Source organism: Nocardia nova NBRC 15556, from assembly GCF_001613005.1.
Classification (GTDB): Bacteria; Actinomycetota; Actinomycetes; order Mycobacteriales; family Mycobacteriaceae; genus Nocardia; species Nocardia nova.
In genome coordinates this window covers 24,230-37,821 of record NZ_BDBN01000090.1, presented here as the reverse complement: position 1 = coordinate 37,821, position 13,592 = coordinate 24,230, and the positions used below count along the sequence as shown (strand labels likewise).

Annotated in this window: 15 protein-coding genes; 8 read left to right on the top strand and 7 right to left on the bottom strand. The window is 64.6% G+C overall.

Annotated elements, in window-relative coordinates:
- Nucleotides 1-63: 63 nt before the first annotated feature.
- From NN2_RS29565 to NN2_RS37905, 3 genes are all read left to right on the top strand, one after another.
- A complete protein-coding gene (locus tag NN2_RS29565; RefSeq protein ID WP_063017828.1) occupies nt 64-1,482 on the top strand; it encodes a WXG100-like domain-containing protein in 1,419 nt (472 codons plus the stop codon).
- A 313-nt stretch (nt 1,483-1,795) separates the two neighbouring features.
- On the top strand, nt 1,796-2,230 hold the full coding sequence (locus NN2_RS36670; protein WP_082857370.1) for a hypothetical protein: 435 nt from the start codon (nt 1,796-1,798) through the stop codon (nt 2,228-2,230).
- A 20-nt stretch (nt 2,231-2,250) separates the two neighbouring features.
- Entirely contained in the window at nt 2,251-2,640 is a 390-nt protein-coding gene (locus NN2_RS37905) for a hypothetical protein (RefSeq protein ID WP_169812463.1), read from the top strand.
- 84 nt (nt 2,641-2,724) lie between these two features.
- Here the strand turns inward: NN2_RS37905 and NN2_RS29560 are convergent, their stop codons facing one another.
- Complete coding sequence (locus tag NN2_RS29560; protein ID WP_156511508.1) at nt 2,725-3,630, bottom strand: CE1 family esterase; 906 nt, start codon at nt 3,628-3,630, stop codon at nt 2,725-2,727.
- A gap of 424 nt (nt 3,631-4,054) precedes the next feature.
- On the opposite strand from NN2_RS29560, the gene NN2_RS29555 reads away from it, so the two are divergent.
- From NN2_RS29555 to NN2_RS29535, 4 genes are all read left to right on the top strand, one after another.
- Complete coding sequence (locus NN2_RS29555) at nt 4,055-4,309, top strand: hypothetical protein (RefSeq protein WP_063017824.1); 255 nt, start codon at nt 4,055-4,057, stop codon at nt 4,307-4,309.
- Nucleotides 4,310-5,194: 885 nt separating this feature from the next.
- Complete coding sequence (locus NN2_RS29545) at nt 5,195-6,448, top strand: amidase domain-containing protein (RefSeq protein WP_063017820.1); 1,254 nt, start codon at nt 5,195-5,197, stop codon at nt 6,446-6,448.
- Complete coding sequence (locus NN2_RS29540) at nt 6,449-6,844, top strand: hypothetical protein (RefSeq protein WP_063017818.1); 396 nt, start codon at nt 6,449-6,451, stop codon at nt 6,842-6,844.
- A gap of 12 nt (nt 6,845-6,856) precedes the next feature.
- The gene (locus tag NN2_RS29535; RefSeq protein ID WP_146098596.1) at nt 6,857-7,180 is read left to right on the top strand and encodes a hypothetical protein; all 324 of its coding nucleotides are present in this window, start codon (nt 6,857-6,859) and stop codon (nt 7,178-7,180) included.
- Between the two features lie 33 nt (nt 7,181-7,213).
- Here the strand turns inward: NN2_RS29535 and NN2_RS29530 are convergent, their stop codons facing one another.
- From NN2_RS29530 to NN2_RS38785, 4 genes are all read right to left on the bottom strand, one after another.
- Entirely contained in the window at nt 7,214-8,485 is a 1,272-nt protein-coding gene (locus tag NN2_RS29530; protein WP_063017816.1) for a cytochrome P450 family protein, read from the bottom strand.
- A 148-nt stretch (nt 8,486-8,633) separates the two neighbouring features.
- The gene (locus tag NN2_RS29525) at nt 8,634-9,806 is read right to left on the bottom strand and encodes an aminoglycoside phosphotransferase family protein (protein ID WP_063017814.1); all 1,173 of its coding nucleotides are present in this window, start codon (nt 9,804-9,806) and stop codon (nt 8,634-8,636) included.
- A gap of 211 nt (nt 9,807-10,017) precedes the next feature.
- On the bottom strand, nt 10,018-10,449 hold the full coding sequence (locus NN2_RS29520) for a hypothetical protein (protein WP_063017812.1): 432 nt from the start codon (nt 10,447-10,449) through the stop codon (nt 10,018-10,020).
- 41 nt (nt 10,450-10,490) lie between these two features.
- Nucleotides 10,491-11,414 (bottom strand): nitroreductase/quinone reductase family protein, encoded by a 924-nt coding sequence (locus tag NN2_RS38785; protein WP_227462970.1) that lies wholly within the window; start codon nt 11,412-11,414, stop codon nt 10,491-10,493.
- Nucleotides 11,415-11,500: 86 nt separating this feature from the next.
- Here NN2_RS38785 and NN2_RS29505 point away from each other — a divergent pair, with 86 nt between their 5' ends.
- Entirely contained in the window at nt 11,501-12,088 is a 588-nt protein-coding gene (locus tag NN2_RS29505) for a TetR/AcrR family transcriptional regulator (RefSeq protein WP_063017810.1), read from the top strand.
- Nucleotides 12,089-12,112: 24 nt separating this feature from the next.
- On the opposite strand, the gene NN2_RS29500 is transcribed toward NN2_RS29505, so the two are convergent.
- Both NN2_RS29500 and NN2_RS29495 read right to left on the bottom strand, forming a co-directional pair.
- Nucleotides 12,113-12,871: a histidine phosphatase family protein gene (locus NN2_RS29500; RefSeq protein ID WP_218022072.1), complete on the bottom strand. Its 759-nt coding sequence runs from the start codon at nt 12,869-12,871 to the stop codon at nt 12,113-12,115.
- Nucleotides 12,872-12,955: 84 nt separating this feature from the next.
- Entirely contained in the window at nt 12,956-13,576 is a 621-nt protein-coding gene (locus NN2_RS29495) for a TetR/AcrR family transcriptional regulator (protein ID WP_063017808.1), read from the bottom strand.
- Between the last annotated feature and the right edge of the window lie 16 nt (nt 13,577-13,592).

Genomic DNA, 13,592 nt, shown 5'->3' with positions numbered 1-13,592 from the left:
GCTAGACCATGCGCGGTCGGCCTACCACAACGCAGGAGAGACAAACCACGGGATGTGGCCACAATGACGACGCCGACCGTCCCGGTGATCGTCCACCGAGCAGACGAATATCATTCTGCCGGAGAAGTATTCGGACAGATGTCAACCGACTCGGTGACGACCCATTCGTCGCTGATCAACGTGCTCAACTCGTACGTCGGCATGGCCGGCAGCGACAGCATCGGTCAGCAGTGGGCCGACTCCTACCACGAATCGGCACAGCTGGCGATTTCCGCGTCCTCGAAGCTGACCACGTCATGTGGCCAGATCCGTGACCTTCTCGTCGTTGGAGCGCACAATCACGAGGTTGCGGAGATCACCGCGCATCAGCGCAATCTGCCGGTTCCGCCTCCACCGCAGCTGCTTCCGGACCCCTGTATGCCCTCGACGGCACCCAACGCGGCCGGTGATGGTATCCCCGAACCATTTGGATGGTCGATCATCAAGGATGTGGTCGGGTTCGCGTGGCCGAACGGACACCAAGATCAGCTGAGTGCCGCAAAGACCGCGTGGCAGACTGCCGCCGCCGACTACCGCACCATCGCCGGACAGGTGCCGCAGGCCAAGACTCTTCTCGCCAATCAGCAGTCTCCCGAGATCGACATCGCTGTCCAGACGTCGCAGGAACGGCAGAACGACTTCAACGCGCTGGCAGATGTGTGCGATGCGCTCGGCAACGCCTGTGGCGACTACGCCCATCATCTGGACGAAGCGCATCACAAAATCCTGGACGAACTGAAGGAGTTCGTCGTCGAGACCGCGGTAGCCGAGGGGGTATTCGCCATCCTCGCCCCTGTGACGGGGAGTCTGTCCGAGTGGGTCGGAAACACCGCCATGGCCGGGCGCATCGCTATGAAAGGGCGCCGCATTGCAACCATCATCGGCGAGCTTTCCACCAAGATCGCGAAGATCGTAACTGACGCCATCAAACCGCTTGTCGGCAAGATGAAGCCCATCTTCGAAAAAGTGCGAAATTGGGTGGATGCAGCAAAGGTCAAGCTGACACCGCTCGATCGCGGGGGCGCCGTGTTGTCCGATGGCCGCCTGTTCTCACGGATGCGGAGTAGAACAAATCGTGAGGTGTTGGACAGCGGAAACCACTTGCCGATGACCAGAGAGACCGTCGAGGAATACGCACGCCGCGCAGGGGTCGACTTGACGGGCGTGCGTTTCGACATCGCGAACTCTGCCGACGACATTCGCTACTACGACAGTGTGGGCGCCAGTGCGAGCACGTCAGGCGACCACATCGCCCTCGCACCGTCGGCCTTCGCCGATGAGGAGAGTTTGATGCGGAATCTCGTGCACGAGCGAGTCCACATCGACCAATATGCGCAGGGGAAGGTGACCAACAACCTCGTGACGAACGAACTCGAGGATGAGGCGTACGCCGCAGACGAGAGATTCTGGAACGACTACTTGTCCGGAAAGGCAGGACACTGAGAGTGAGCGAATTCCGGATCGATGACATATTTCGGGTGAGCTTTCGCCCCAACCCGATCATAGTCGGCCGAACCGACGACATATTCTCCGTCGGAGACCAGGTCGAACTGCGCAAGAGCGACGGGTCAACCGTCCGCGGCGTTCTGGAAGGTATCGAAATTCACCGCTCTCCTTCCGGGCAATACTCGTTCGTGTTCTCCCGAGAGATATCCGAGCGAGCAGAACCTGGGGACGTAGTGCGCACAGTGTAGCCAGCGAATCGTTCACTACCACCAGAATCCGGTTCCACTCGGTGAAGAGGAGAGCCCGCCCGATGGCAGACCTGCAAGCATGGGAACGACAACTACAACGCGACCTCGATGAGGTCCGACGCACCAGTCGGCAGCTATCCGACTCAGTTGCTGCGATCCGGGGCCTCTGCCAACTGCAAGGCGTCGCAATAGAAGTCGACGCGAACGGCGACATCACCGATCTTCGGATTGCGCCCGGCGCGCTGCGCTGGACCAGCGAGCAGCTCGCCCACTCGATGCGTACTGCTCATCGAAAGGCCCGAGCTGATGCAGCTACAAAGGTCCAACGGCTCATTCAGCAGGGCGATCCTCGCATGCGTCGGCAGTTCGAGATCCTGACTGGCGAGCGGTCAGCACCACCGGAACCGCCGCGCCATCAGCCAATGACCGAGAACGACATCCAGGCAGCCGATGATGCCTATTTTGAGCGTATGAACCGCCGCGGCTGGACGGAGTAAGCCTCGCCTTTAGAGGAGTTATGGGAGCTGATAAGGAACCCCGGGCCATCGTTGAGCACGAGGATCGCTGGTTGTTCAAGCCTTTGCGCGGGAGAACCGTCACCAGGATAGAGTGGAAATCGGACCATCTCGAACTCGTCTTGGACGACGACCATTTCCGCATTCTGGTCGGTTACGACACCGAACTGTCCGCTAGGTCCCTCGCCAAGGGCTCCCCCGACATCGAATCGATCATTGGAACCGCGTTGAGGTTGAGGAATTCCTGGGGGCGAGGATGGTTTCGGCCGTGTTCTATCTTCGAAATTCAGCCACTGGATGCGTGGACGGGACAGTCTGTCACTCCACCTCATTGGCCAGGACGGCCGGAGTACCTGAAAGACAACTCCGATTCGGACGATATCAACGATTGATCATCAGGCATCTCCGGCGAACCCCGTCAGGTTGATCAGCGTGATTCGTTGGCGCGCAACGGGTCCCGTCGCGCGCCTGAGCTGTCACGGTAGTGGGTGGTTCTGGAACAGTTGCCACATGCGGTTGCGCACATCGGCGCCGCGGTCGCCGCTCGGCCAATCATGGCTGCCTGCTTTGTATTTGCGCCAGACGACGTTGGCGCCCTGCTCGCAGGAATACCGGTAGCCTTCCGCTACTTCGGGGCCGGATTCGGTGGCGGCGTCGTTGCTGCAACCTATGGTGCCGCGCCACTGGAGGTGTGCCGCGTAGACGGGCGCCTGGGTGAAGTCGTTGTCGGCGGTGAAGAATCCGAAGGACAGTTTGCGGATCGGGACGCCGTCTTCGCAGCCGCCGTGCGAGCCGCCGGCATACATCGCTACCGCGCCCAGTTGTGCTGATGCGGCGCAGGCCATGCGGGAGGTCATTTGGCCGCCGTTGGAGTGGCCGGACATATAGACACGCTTGGTGTCGACGCACCAGTGGCTCTCGATGTCGGCGATGACCTGTTGCAGGAAGTCGACGTCGTGCCGGTTGCCGTTTTCGAAGTACCAGCTGCGGTCGTCGGGGCGGTTGGGGTCGGTGACGTCGTCTTTGCCGCCTTGCGGGTAGGCGACGATGAATTTCTGCTGTGCGGCGAAAGGTGTCCAGCCCGATTGGGTTTCGTGCCTGCTGGGGTTGCTTCCGCCGCCGTGGAGCGCGACCAGCAGTGGCGCGGCGCCGGTCAGGCCGCTGGGAACGCGCAGCAGGTAGGGCTGACCGTTGACGGTGCGAGTCACCGAGGCGGCAGCCAGGGAGCAGGCCGCGGGCGCAGGGTCCGACTCCCCTGGAGCCGACTCGGCCGCGGCGGTCGCGCTCGACATCGCGAGCGCGAATATGGCAGACATGACTGTTACAGCCCGGCATACCGGTCCGGACATACGTGTGTGATGCAACGAATCCTCCCGCCCCACAGGAAAATTGAACTACTTCCATTCAAATCTATCGCCCGGCAGGGTGGGCTCGCTCAGGTTCGACAGCATTTGTGACAGCTCCCGAGCCTCGCCCTCGATGTGTCAGAATTTCCGACCTTCCAGGGCTGTGAACATTTCGGGCCAGCGACCGACTGCTACACCACGGCGCCGACGTCTAAAGGGCCGATCCGATAGCGCTGGCTCACGCGTTGCGAGCGCGCTGACTCCGCGACCGCCGCGGGCAACTGACCTCTTCTGGTACTGATGCACCGGCGGTTATCAGGGCGTACCGCAGCCCGCTGGGTCGCGGCTCCCCCACAGCTCTTCACCCTCGCAAGCAGCCGGTCCGCCTATCTGCGCAAAGTCCCCGATCACTCCGAAACATGATCACTTCACACTATGCTGGCTCGAACGCTGAAACCTGATGCAGTTGTTCGAGAGGAACACCATGAAACGGCTTGCCGTCCTCGTCGTCGCAGTCGCCGCCTTCGGTATCGCTCCCGCGGGCATCGCCGGCGCAGAAACCGGAATCCCGTTGGAGTACAGCAACGCTGACCAGATCACCGCGAACGCACCCGTCGTCCTGCAAACCGGTTCGACCGTGATCGATCTGCTCGCGTACATCGGCGCAGGCTGTATCGGCAGCTGGAGCCCAGCTCCGCCCGCGCACTGCCTCTGATTACGGATTCCGATGATTCGGATCGACGGCTCATCACCACCTCGAGCCCGGCCCGCGGAACCACATCAGCGACCCGCTAGTTCACCCTCCGATCGACGCCGGTTCGACAGCATCACGCGCCCGACCGCACCGACCTCGCTTCCACCCGCGACACTCTGAGACAATAGGGACGTGAGCACCACCATCAGCCACAAAAGTGGACATCGACTCGGCGACCTGACCGGCGCTGCGACTGGGACAGCGGCGCTCGTCGCCCGGTAATTCGATGTCTGACCAGGAAGTACCGGGATCGCGATCCGCACCGAAGGACACCGGAGCGGGCGCGCCTAAGGTTGTCCAGCTGCCCCGGCGTCCCCGGCGGGTGGCGCAGGACGCTGCCCAACCCGCCCGCAAGACGTGGCGTTCGGAGGGCAGCCGCGTCAACGATCCGCCGCCGACCAGACCCGTCATGCGGTCGGAATTGCAGCGGGAGACCGGGGCATGGCCGGTGAACCCTGCTGCGGCGTGGCACGGCCCCGCGGTGGGCGATTCGAGCCCTGCGGCGGATGACGCCTGCCCCGGCGATCAGGACGCGAGCGTCGTCGACTTGGACGAACTGCGACGGAAACGAGCTGGTGAAGCTGCCCCAGCCGCCGGCATCCGGCGGATCGCCAAACCGCGCCGGATCGGCAAAGGTGCGGCCGATGGCTCCGGCGGCGAGGCCGGCAGTCGCGAGAATACTCAGGATTCTCCGTCGACCGAGGGGTATACCGGCCGACACCGCAAATAGCCCGGCGGCGTGCGGTTCGTCCGGCCGAGATCGCCGCGCCACCAAATTTGTTCCATTTGCCCGTTTTTGGCGCTTTGACTACCCTCAGGCCACCATCAAAGCACGGGGGGACGGTCATGGATCTGCATCAACTCAGGTACGCCGATCCGGGCAGCTGGCAGGCCGCGGCCGATGATCTGCTGGCGGCGGCCAAGGACTGCGAGGAGGCCGTCGCCGAGATCCATGCCAATGGATCGCGGCGGCTCGAGGAATCCTGGACCGACTATCTGGGTGAGCTCGTGCGCGGGCGGATCTCCGATGTCACGGGAAAGTTGGAGGAGATCGGCGTCCTGCTGCGAGGTGCCGTCACCGCGCTGGACACGTTGGAAGACGCGCCTCGGATCGCGCAGGCACAGGCCGGTTCGGCGATCACGGCGGGGACGGTCGCGGGCCTGGAGCTCGAGGGCGACGTTCTGGTCGTACCTGCCGGGCATCACGATCCGGCGACCGCGGCGGATGACTGCCGGCGGTACAACGCGCTGATCAAGGATGCGATCGATGCGGCGGATCGGGCCGACCAGGAAGTCGCCGGCGCGCTGCGCAATCTGAATATCAACGTCGACACCAGCTCGCTCGACGATGCGTTGAAACAGCAGTCCGCGGCAGTGGCCGACGCACTCGACGCCATTCGCGAGACCCTGCCGCAGGGCCAGCCCCCCGATGTGGTGAAGGCGTGGTGGGACTCGCTGGCCGTCGATCGGCGCAAACAACTCATGTTGGCGGTGCCGGTCGAACTTCACGACCTCAACGGAATCCCCGACGGCGTGCAGAAGGAGCTCGAGGGTTCCAACGGCTACAACGCTGTGAAGGCGGTGCAGTTCGCTCGCGACCACGCGAACGATACCTCGATCGACAAGTTCCAGAACAACTGCGCGAACTTCGTTTCCACCACCCTCGCGTCGGCCGGCCTCGACTACAAAGGCACCCTGACCACCGATTCGGACGGCTGGAACCGCAGCCGGGCCGCGGGAATCAACTTCGACCCGCCGGGGCCCGGTTCCCTGCAGGGACTGAGCCACAGCGATACCTGGTTCAATGCCGAGAAGGAGAAGAACTTCTTCCTGAACAATGGGGCGGAGGAGGTCGGGACCGCCGGCGCGAAACCCGGTGATCTCGTCTACTGGGAGCACACGCAGAACGTCGGCGACTACAAGCCGGGCGAAGCGCACCACACGGCAGTGGTCACCGCGGTGCTTCCCAACGGCGACATCCTCTACTCCCAGCACACCACCAACGGGAAGGACTTCAGCCTGACCGACCGGATCGGATTCTCGAATCAGGACGGCGGCACACAGAACGTGCGGATCATTCGGCCGAAGGAGACCTGGTAGTTGAAACGCCCCGCGATCGTGGCCGCCGCGATCTTCCTCGCCTGCTTCGCATCTGCCGTTCTCCTACTGGTGGTGGCCGATCACAAACTCGCGGAGCGGACGGACGTTCTTCTCGAATCGCATTGTGCGCGAAGCATTCCCGTTCCGACGGCCGCCACCGCCTCCAGCTGGGCCGCGACGGCCCTCTTGATCTGTGCTGCCGCAGCGGCAGTGGTGTTCATCGTCGCCGCCGCGCGATTCTCCTCGACCTCGGGAAGGGTCCTTGCGATCGTCGTCGCGGCGTCGGCGATGATCATCAGCGTCGGTTACGCGTTGGTCGTGGGATCCGCGCTGCTGCAATCGAATACCGACGAACCGATCTCGCCTCGCTACCATCCGTGCGAAGCGTTCTTCTGACAGGGCTTCATCATGACAGACGTTTGTATCGACCCGGCCACCGCGCAACAGGCCGGGGTGGACATCTCCACCAACAGCAATGAATCCCGAACCCGGCTCGAGCAACAATTCGATGAGATCGAACCGGCGCGGCAAGCGAACGAAGGCTGGCAGAGCGGACCGGCGCTCGTCGATTTCGCGTCGGCGCGGAAACAGGACATCCTGTCCAGCCTGGCGGAACTCGAGAGCATCGGAAAGAAGATCGTCGAGGTCGTCAGCGCGCGAACCAGCGTCGACGAACGGTATGCGACCAGCCTCGTTCGAATCGGGAAGGCCGTGGACTCCATGTCCGAATAGCAGTGGTCGCGCGATCCTCGGCCTGCTCGGCTCTCACCCCGGCATTGCCGGCTTGTTGTTCAAATTCAGCGGCTCGGTCCGCGGGAATGTCACCGGCAAAGCGGTCAAGGCCCGGTGGAACGGTCCCGGTCGCCAGCTCGGCGCATCCGTCGCGAGCTCGATTTCGGGGAGGGCGTCGAGGAGTTGGTCGATCGCTTCCTGAGCGATCAGATACGCGATCGACTGCGCGGGGCAGGCGTGCGGGCCGATGCCCCAGGCCAGGTGCGATCGGTTGCCCGTCATATCGTCGCTGCGAATCACGGGGTCGTTGTTGCAGGCGGCCATGCTGATGACAACCGGCTGATTGGCGGGTAGCCAGACGTCGTCGATCAGCATGGGCTGGCGGGGGTAGGTGATCAGGAGGTTCGCCAGCGGCGGGTCGTTGAACAACACCTCGTCGACCGCGTCGCGGGAGGAGAGATTGCCGCCGAGCACGCTGCCGCCGAATCGGTTGTCGGTGAGGACCAGCAGCAACGTGTTGGCGATGAGGTTCAGCTCGAATTCGATTCCGGTGCCGTAGATCTGGGAGACGTGGTGGGAGACCTCGGTGTCGTCGAGGGCGGCCGGGTGTTGTTGCAGTACCGAGGTGATGTCGTTGCTCGGGGTGGCTCGTTTGAGGCGCACCAGACTCATCAGCGCCTCGCCGAGGATGCGGTTGCCCTGTTCGGCGTCGACGCCTTCGAGCAGTTTGGCCGTTCCGGCCGCGACCTGCGCGCCGATCTCGGGCGGGCAACCGAGCATCACGTTCACGAGTTCGAATGCGAGGGGGTAGATGTACTGGGTGATCAGTTCCGCCTTGCCGTCCTGGCAGAAGCTGTTGATCAGGGGAAGCGTGGCCTTCTCGACCGCCGCGCGCAACGAGTGCAGGTCGACGGCGTCGATACCGGCGGTAATGGCCTCACGGTAGCGGTGGAAATCGGCACCGGAACTTCTGCTGGCCATCGGGCGCCATTCCAGCAGCGGAAGGATCGGGCAATCCGAGGGCACGGTCTGCTGCCACACGCGCGGGTCTGCGGGAAAGTGTTCGGGGTCGTTGAGAATTCGCACCGCGGTGCGGTAGCCGATCACCAGCGTCGCGGGCACGCCCGGCGCCAGTTCGACGGGCGCGAGCGAGCCGTATCGGCTGCGCATTTCGCGGTAGACGCGGTGCGGGTCGTCGGAGAAATCCGGGGTGAACAGCGGGACTCGCGGGCCGTCGGAACTCGTCGGAGAGCCGTGGGCAACGGGACACATCGTCGGGCGGGTCGGGAACTGTGACGTAGTCATCAACCACTCCAGTTGTCGTATCGCACGCTGCGTCGAACTGCATGACGCGATGTCGCGCGCGTCGAAGGCTGCGGTAGTCGCACCGGACGACCCTGGCCGGGACGACCATCGGCAGCACGATGATCATTCGTGGTAAAGCGTTGGTGCGTCAGACGCCGAGGGCGCCCAGCGAATCGTTGTCGTCGATGGCCGTGGTGATGCGCCGTAACAGGGTCAGGCAGGTTTCGTTCGACTGCATCTTGGGCTGATAACTCGCACGCCCGATGGTGAAAGCCCATGCGGCGTAGGCGAACAGCGACTGCTGCCGGTAGAGCAACCAGGCGTCCTCGAAGGCCGGGGGCTTGCCGCCGGCCTCTCCCAGTTCGTCCAGGTAGGCCGCCAGCAGGTCCCTGTCCCATAGTCGGCGGTCTTCCGGCTCGCAGCCGGAATTGACGGTGTACGCGAAATCGTGTGCCCATCCGCCCCGCATCACGACCTGCCAGTCCACGAAACCCATGCGGCCGGCGCTCGTGCGGTAGGTCTGCCCGATGTGGGGATCGCCGTGCAGCAGTGTCGGCGGAACCTCTTCGGTCGCGATGGTGACCGCCCGCTCGACGCCGGCCCACAGCCGTTCGCTGCTGCCGTGCAGGGCGGGCGGAACAACCTCCTCCGCGCGGCGCAGGCCCACTTCGCACCGCTTCTTCATATCGATCGCGGACAGATACACATCGAGCATGTACGCCGGGGTGTTGAGGACGTCGATCGCCTCGGATTCCCAGAAGGTGCCGTGCAGGCGGGCGAGATTGCGGACCAGATCCTCGGCTTGCTCGCGGGTGATCGAGGCGGTGGGCTCGCTGAAGACGGCGCCGCGAGTCGCGGCGATGTCCTCCATCAGGGCGATCGACCGCCACGAGGCCGGGTCGGACGCGCCCCAGTATCCGATCGGCGCCTCGATGTCGACGGCGGGGCGGAAGTCGCGGAAGAACCGGGTTTCCCCGTCGATCATCTTTCCGCCGCCCAGCAGGATCCGCTGGCTGAAACTGGTGGTGGTCTTGGCGAACAAGCGGGTCGGCAACTGCGCCCGGGTCCCCACATCGTTGTATTCGACCGTGATCGCCACCCTCGTCGAGGTGCCGCTGCTGCCGTTGGACGTCTCGAAGCCCGACACCTCGGCCCCGGGAACATCGCGGCACAGCACCGCGGTCAGCCATTCGGGGGTGATCTTGTCACCGGAGATCGGCACGTCGGCGAGGGAGCGCAATCTGGGTCCGTGAATCTTCTCGCCCAGCATCCGGGTTCCGACGGTGACAGAACGACCGAGCAACCAGAGCTTGTGATTCACGCACGTATCTCGATTCCACTGTAAGACAACGATTATCCGAGCGATCCGACGCCTCCACCGATCGCGGCGCCAGAGGCACAGTACCTTACATCAGTCGAAAGCGTTGTAAGACAATGAATTACCGAAGCCGTCATTACTCATCAGTACATACGGACGAGTCGGGTTTGAGATGCGGCTCCTCTCCCGCGACGGAGCGCACGCCAGGAAGCGATCATGCGGAGCCGGAGTTGCCGGCGCCGACCTGATCGGATTCGGATTTCCGGTCGCCTGCCACCCCGAGCAGAGCCGCGAAGAGGAGGGGCGCGAGTGTCTGATAACCGATCCAGAGTTCGCCGCCCGTCCTGTTCCCCTGCCATGCCAGCAGCAGGGCGACGAGGGTGACAACCGTCCAGCCGGTGTCGTAGCCGATCATGAGCCGCATAATTGTGCTCATCGGGCGGCTGCGCAGGTGTGCGAATTCACCGGCGCCTGCGATGAGCAGGGCTGCGGCGCAGGCGATCATGAGCCAGGTGGCGACACCGAGTCGATGACTCAGCGATTCGGCGCCGATGATGTAGACGGCGGCGAGCACTATTTTGACGGTGCCGTCGGCAACGACTCCCAGGGCATGCCCGGTGACGGGCGTAAACGACGTGCGGATCATTGGTTCCTCTCCGAATACAGCACCGGCGACGACATTCGGCCTCAGGAGACCGGCTCTATGCGAAAGACGGCGCAGCGGCCCGCCGCGTCCGCGAAGCTGTCCGGCGAGCCGGATTCGACCAGACCATTCCTGACGAAAGCTTGTGCACCCCTGGGATTTTGCACAGGAAACGCACGCAGCATGGGTTGGCGCTGCGGTTCGGGCACTTCGATCAGATTCACGACCCGGGATTTCCGGCCGCGAGCGAGCACACCGCGTCCTGCCGCGCGGGCATTCTCGACCCATTCGGCGTTCGGATAGGCCTGCACGAGGTACCGGTCGCCGTCGAGCTGTATCGGGGCGACGGGCGTGGTCCGGGGAATTCCCGTCGAACGACCCGCAACGGTGAGCAGGTGGATGGGGCCGAACGGCAGGCCGATGCGATGGGCGGTGACGACGATGCGATTGCGGAAGTCGCGTCGCGAGGGCGACCGATGCGGATTGTCCTTCCGGCGGATGCCGTCGTCGGCCGCGGCGAATCCGACCACCGCGACGATCACCAGAACGAATGCGGCTACGGCGCAACCGGTTCGGGTGAAATGGAACAGTTCCCAGCGTCGCAGGATATCGGCGTAATTCGCCGGCGGGGTGCCTACCGCCCACCGTTTGATCTGCTGATTGATCGGCACGTTCCCGAATCGCGTCACCAGGAAGGAGAGCAACACCAGCACCGTCGCGCTCGCGGCGATCCGACGCTGCCCTCCCCGCGATCGCACCGCGAGCACCAAGGTACCGAGCACCGCCAGCGCCATCAGCGATTGCATGACCGGGCCGTTGACTCGCATGAGCGCGACATGGAACGTGAACCGAACATCAAGGGGCACTTCACGAAACGCGTACAGCACATTGACGGCGCCGTAGCCGAACGCTCCGGCCAGCAGACCGGGGAACAGGAGTGCGGCTCCCCGGACAAGTTTCGACAGCATCGAGACTCCCATCTGAGTATCGCAACATCGAGTTGCGATATCGTCAGCATGCCCGCCCGTCCGCGATATCGCAACTAGGAGTTGCAATGAGTTCGTCCGCGCCTCTGGGACGTGGACCGAAGGTCCGCGCCGCCGTGCTCGCCGCCACCGTCGACGAGCTGAGCGAACGCGGATACGCCGCGTTCACGATCGACAACGTCGCCCAGCGCACCGGAGTGCACAAGACCACCGTCTACCGGCGATGGCCCGACCGCGACAGCCTGATCGCCGAGGCGCTGGCCGAGAGTGTCGCGGCGGAAATTCCCATTCCCGATACCGGTTCGGTCGACGAGGATCTCCGCGCGCTGGCGCGCAGCCTCGTCGCCTGGGCCGACAGCGCCTCCGGGCGAGCCATTCTGGCCGTGCTGGTGTCCACCGCCGCGGGCCTGCCCGCACCCCCGAACTCGGCACGCCATGTCTTCCGCGATCGGATTCGGCAAACGCTGCCGGTGGTGACGCGCGCGATCGCTCGCGGGGAGCTACCCGAAGGCACCGATCCGGCGGAGATGATCAAAACGCTGGTGGCGCCGATCTACTTCCGCGTTCTGATCACCGGAGAGCGGGTGGACGACGGCACCGCGGACGCCGCCGCGAAGGTGGCTCTGACGGCCGCGCGTGCCGCGCTGTTCACCTGAACGGGCGAGTGGGTCGCGCCCCGCTCACTCGTCGATGGTCCCCGGCATCGTATTGTCGCGCGCGGATGTCGTAATGCCCCATGCGGCGAGCCGCAGATGGTGCTCGCCGTTGTGCCAGTGCGTGATCGAGGCGTTCGGCACCGGCGGCATATCAGCCGGTGACGTCGCACCCACACCGGCCAGGACGTGTGCTGCGGTGACGACGATCGCGTCGTGGGCGACGATCAGAATCCGCTCGGCGGTGGTTCGGTCGAGTTCGGTGAGCAGATCACGCATCCGCAGCGCGACATCTGCCGGCGATTCCCCACCCGGCGGCCGATAGAACCATTCGCCGAGGCGGGCGCGGCGCTCGAACTCCTGCGGCGCTCGGCGTCGAATGGCTTGCGGCGGAAAGAGTTCGAAGATTCCCATCTCGCGGTCACGGCAGCGTTCGTCGGTCACCATGGGTAAGGCGCCGGTGCCTTCGGCAGTGCGCGCCATCGCCGCCCAGGTCTGTTGCGCGCGCAGATACGGTGAGCACACCACCAGCTGCGGCGCTCGCTCCGGGTCCAGCCCGGCCAGCCAGCGTCCGAGCCCGGCGGCTTGCTCGTACCCTGTGGGCGAGAGCTCGACATCGCAGTCGCTGCCGGGGAAGGGCTCGTCGGCGCCGGCGCTGAACGCGGCATTGGCTCGGCTTTCGCCGTGGCGGATGATCCAGAGGTCGCGCAGGCGATACTGCGGCGGGATCCCAGCCGAGCGGTCTCCCGGAGCCGCACTCGTCGGGTCCGGACCCCTTGCCGTCATCCGATCCTCCCTGTTTCGGTCCCCTACTTCGACCAGGATGCGCGTGCTCGGCGCGCCGAGTTCGATGGTTCTACACGAGCCGTTTCAGCGGGTTGCTCCGATCGAGAAGACGATCTCGATCAAACGGGTGAAGCGGGCGGTCAGGTCGGCGGCCGATTCTTCGGGATGTGCTCGCGCCCAGGCCATTACCGCGTCGACCGCGGCGGTCCAGATGCCGGCGAGGGCTTCGATATCGCGTTCGTCGGTGTCGCCCAGGGCGTCGAGGAACCGGCGTACGCCCGAGTCGGCGTGTGCGGCGATCCGGTGGCGGTAGCCGTGTACCAGGTCCGCCACCGCACCGGTCGGCGGTGCGGTCGGGTCGTGGATGATCCGCCAGGCGGTTCGGTCTGGGCCGAGGGTGTCGAAGAGGCCGCGCAAGGCGTTGCCTGGCATCGCGAAAGGTGCTGTGGCGGGGTCCATTTCGTCGTCGAGGCGCTCCAGGAGCGGGTCGGCCAGCGCGGTCAGGCACTCCGCGTAGAGCTGTTCCTTCGAGGTGAAGTGCTGGTAGACCAGGGCCTTGGAGATGCCCGCGCGCCCGGCGATGGACACCATCGACACCGCGGCGAATCCGCGTTCGGCGAACTCCCGCATGGCGGCGATCAGGATCTCCTCGCGACGGTCCTGCGCGGGCATGCCCTTGGTTCCGAGTCCGGCGGCCGTTGACATGCGCCCGAACTTACCC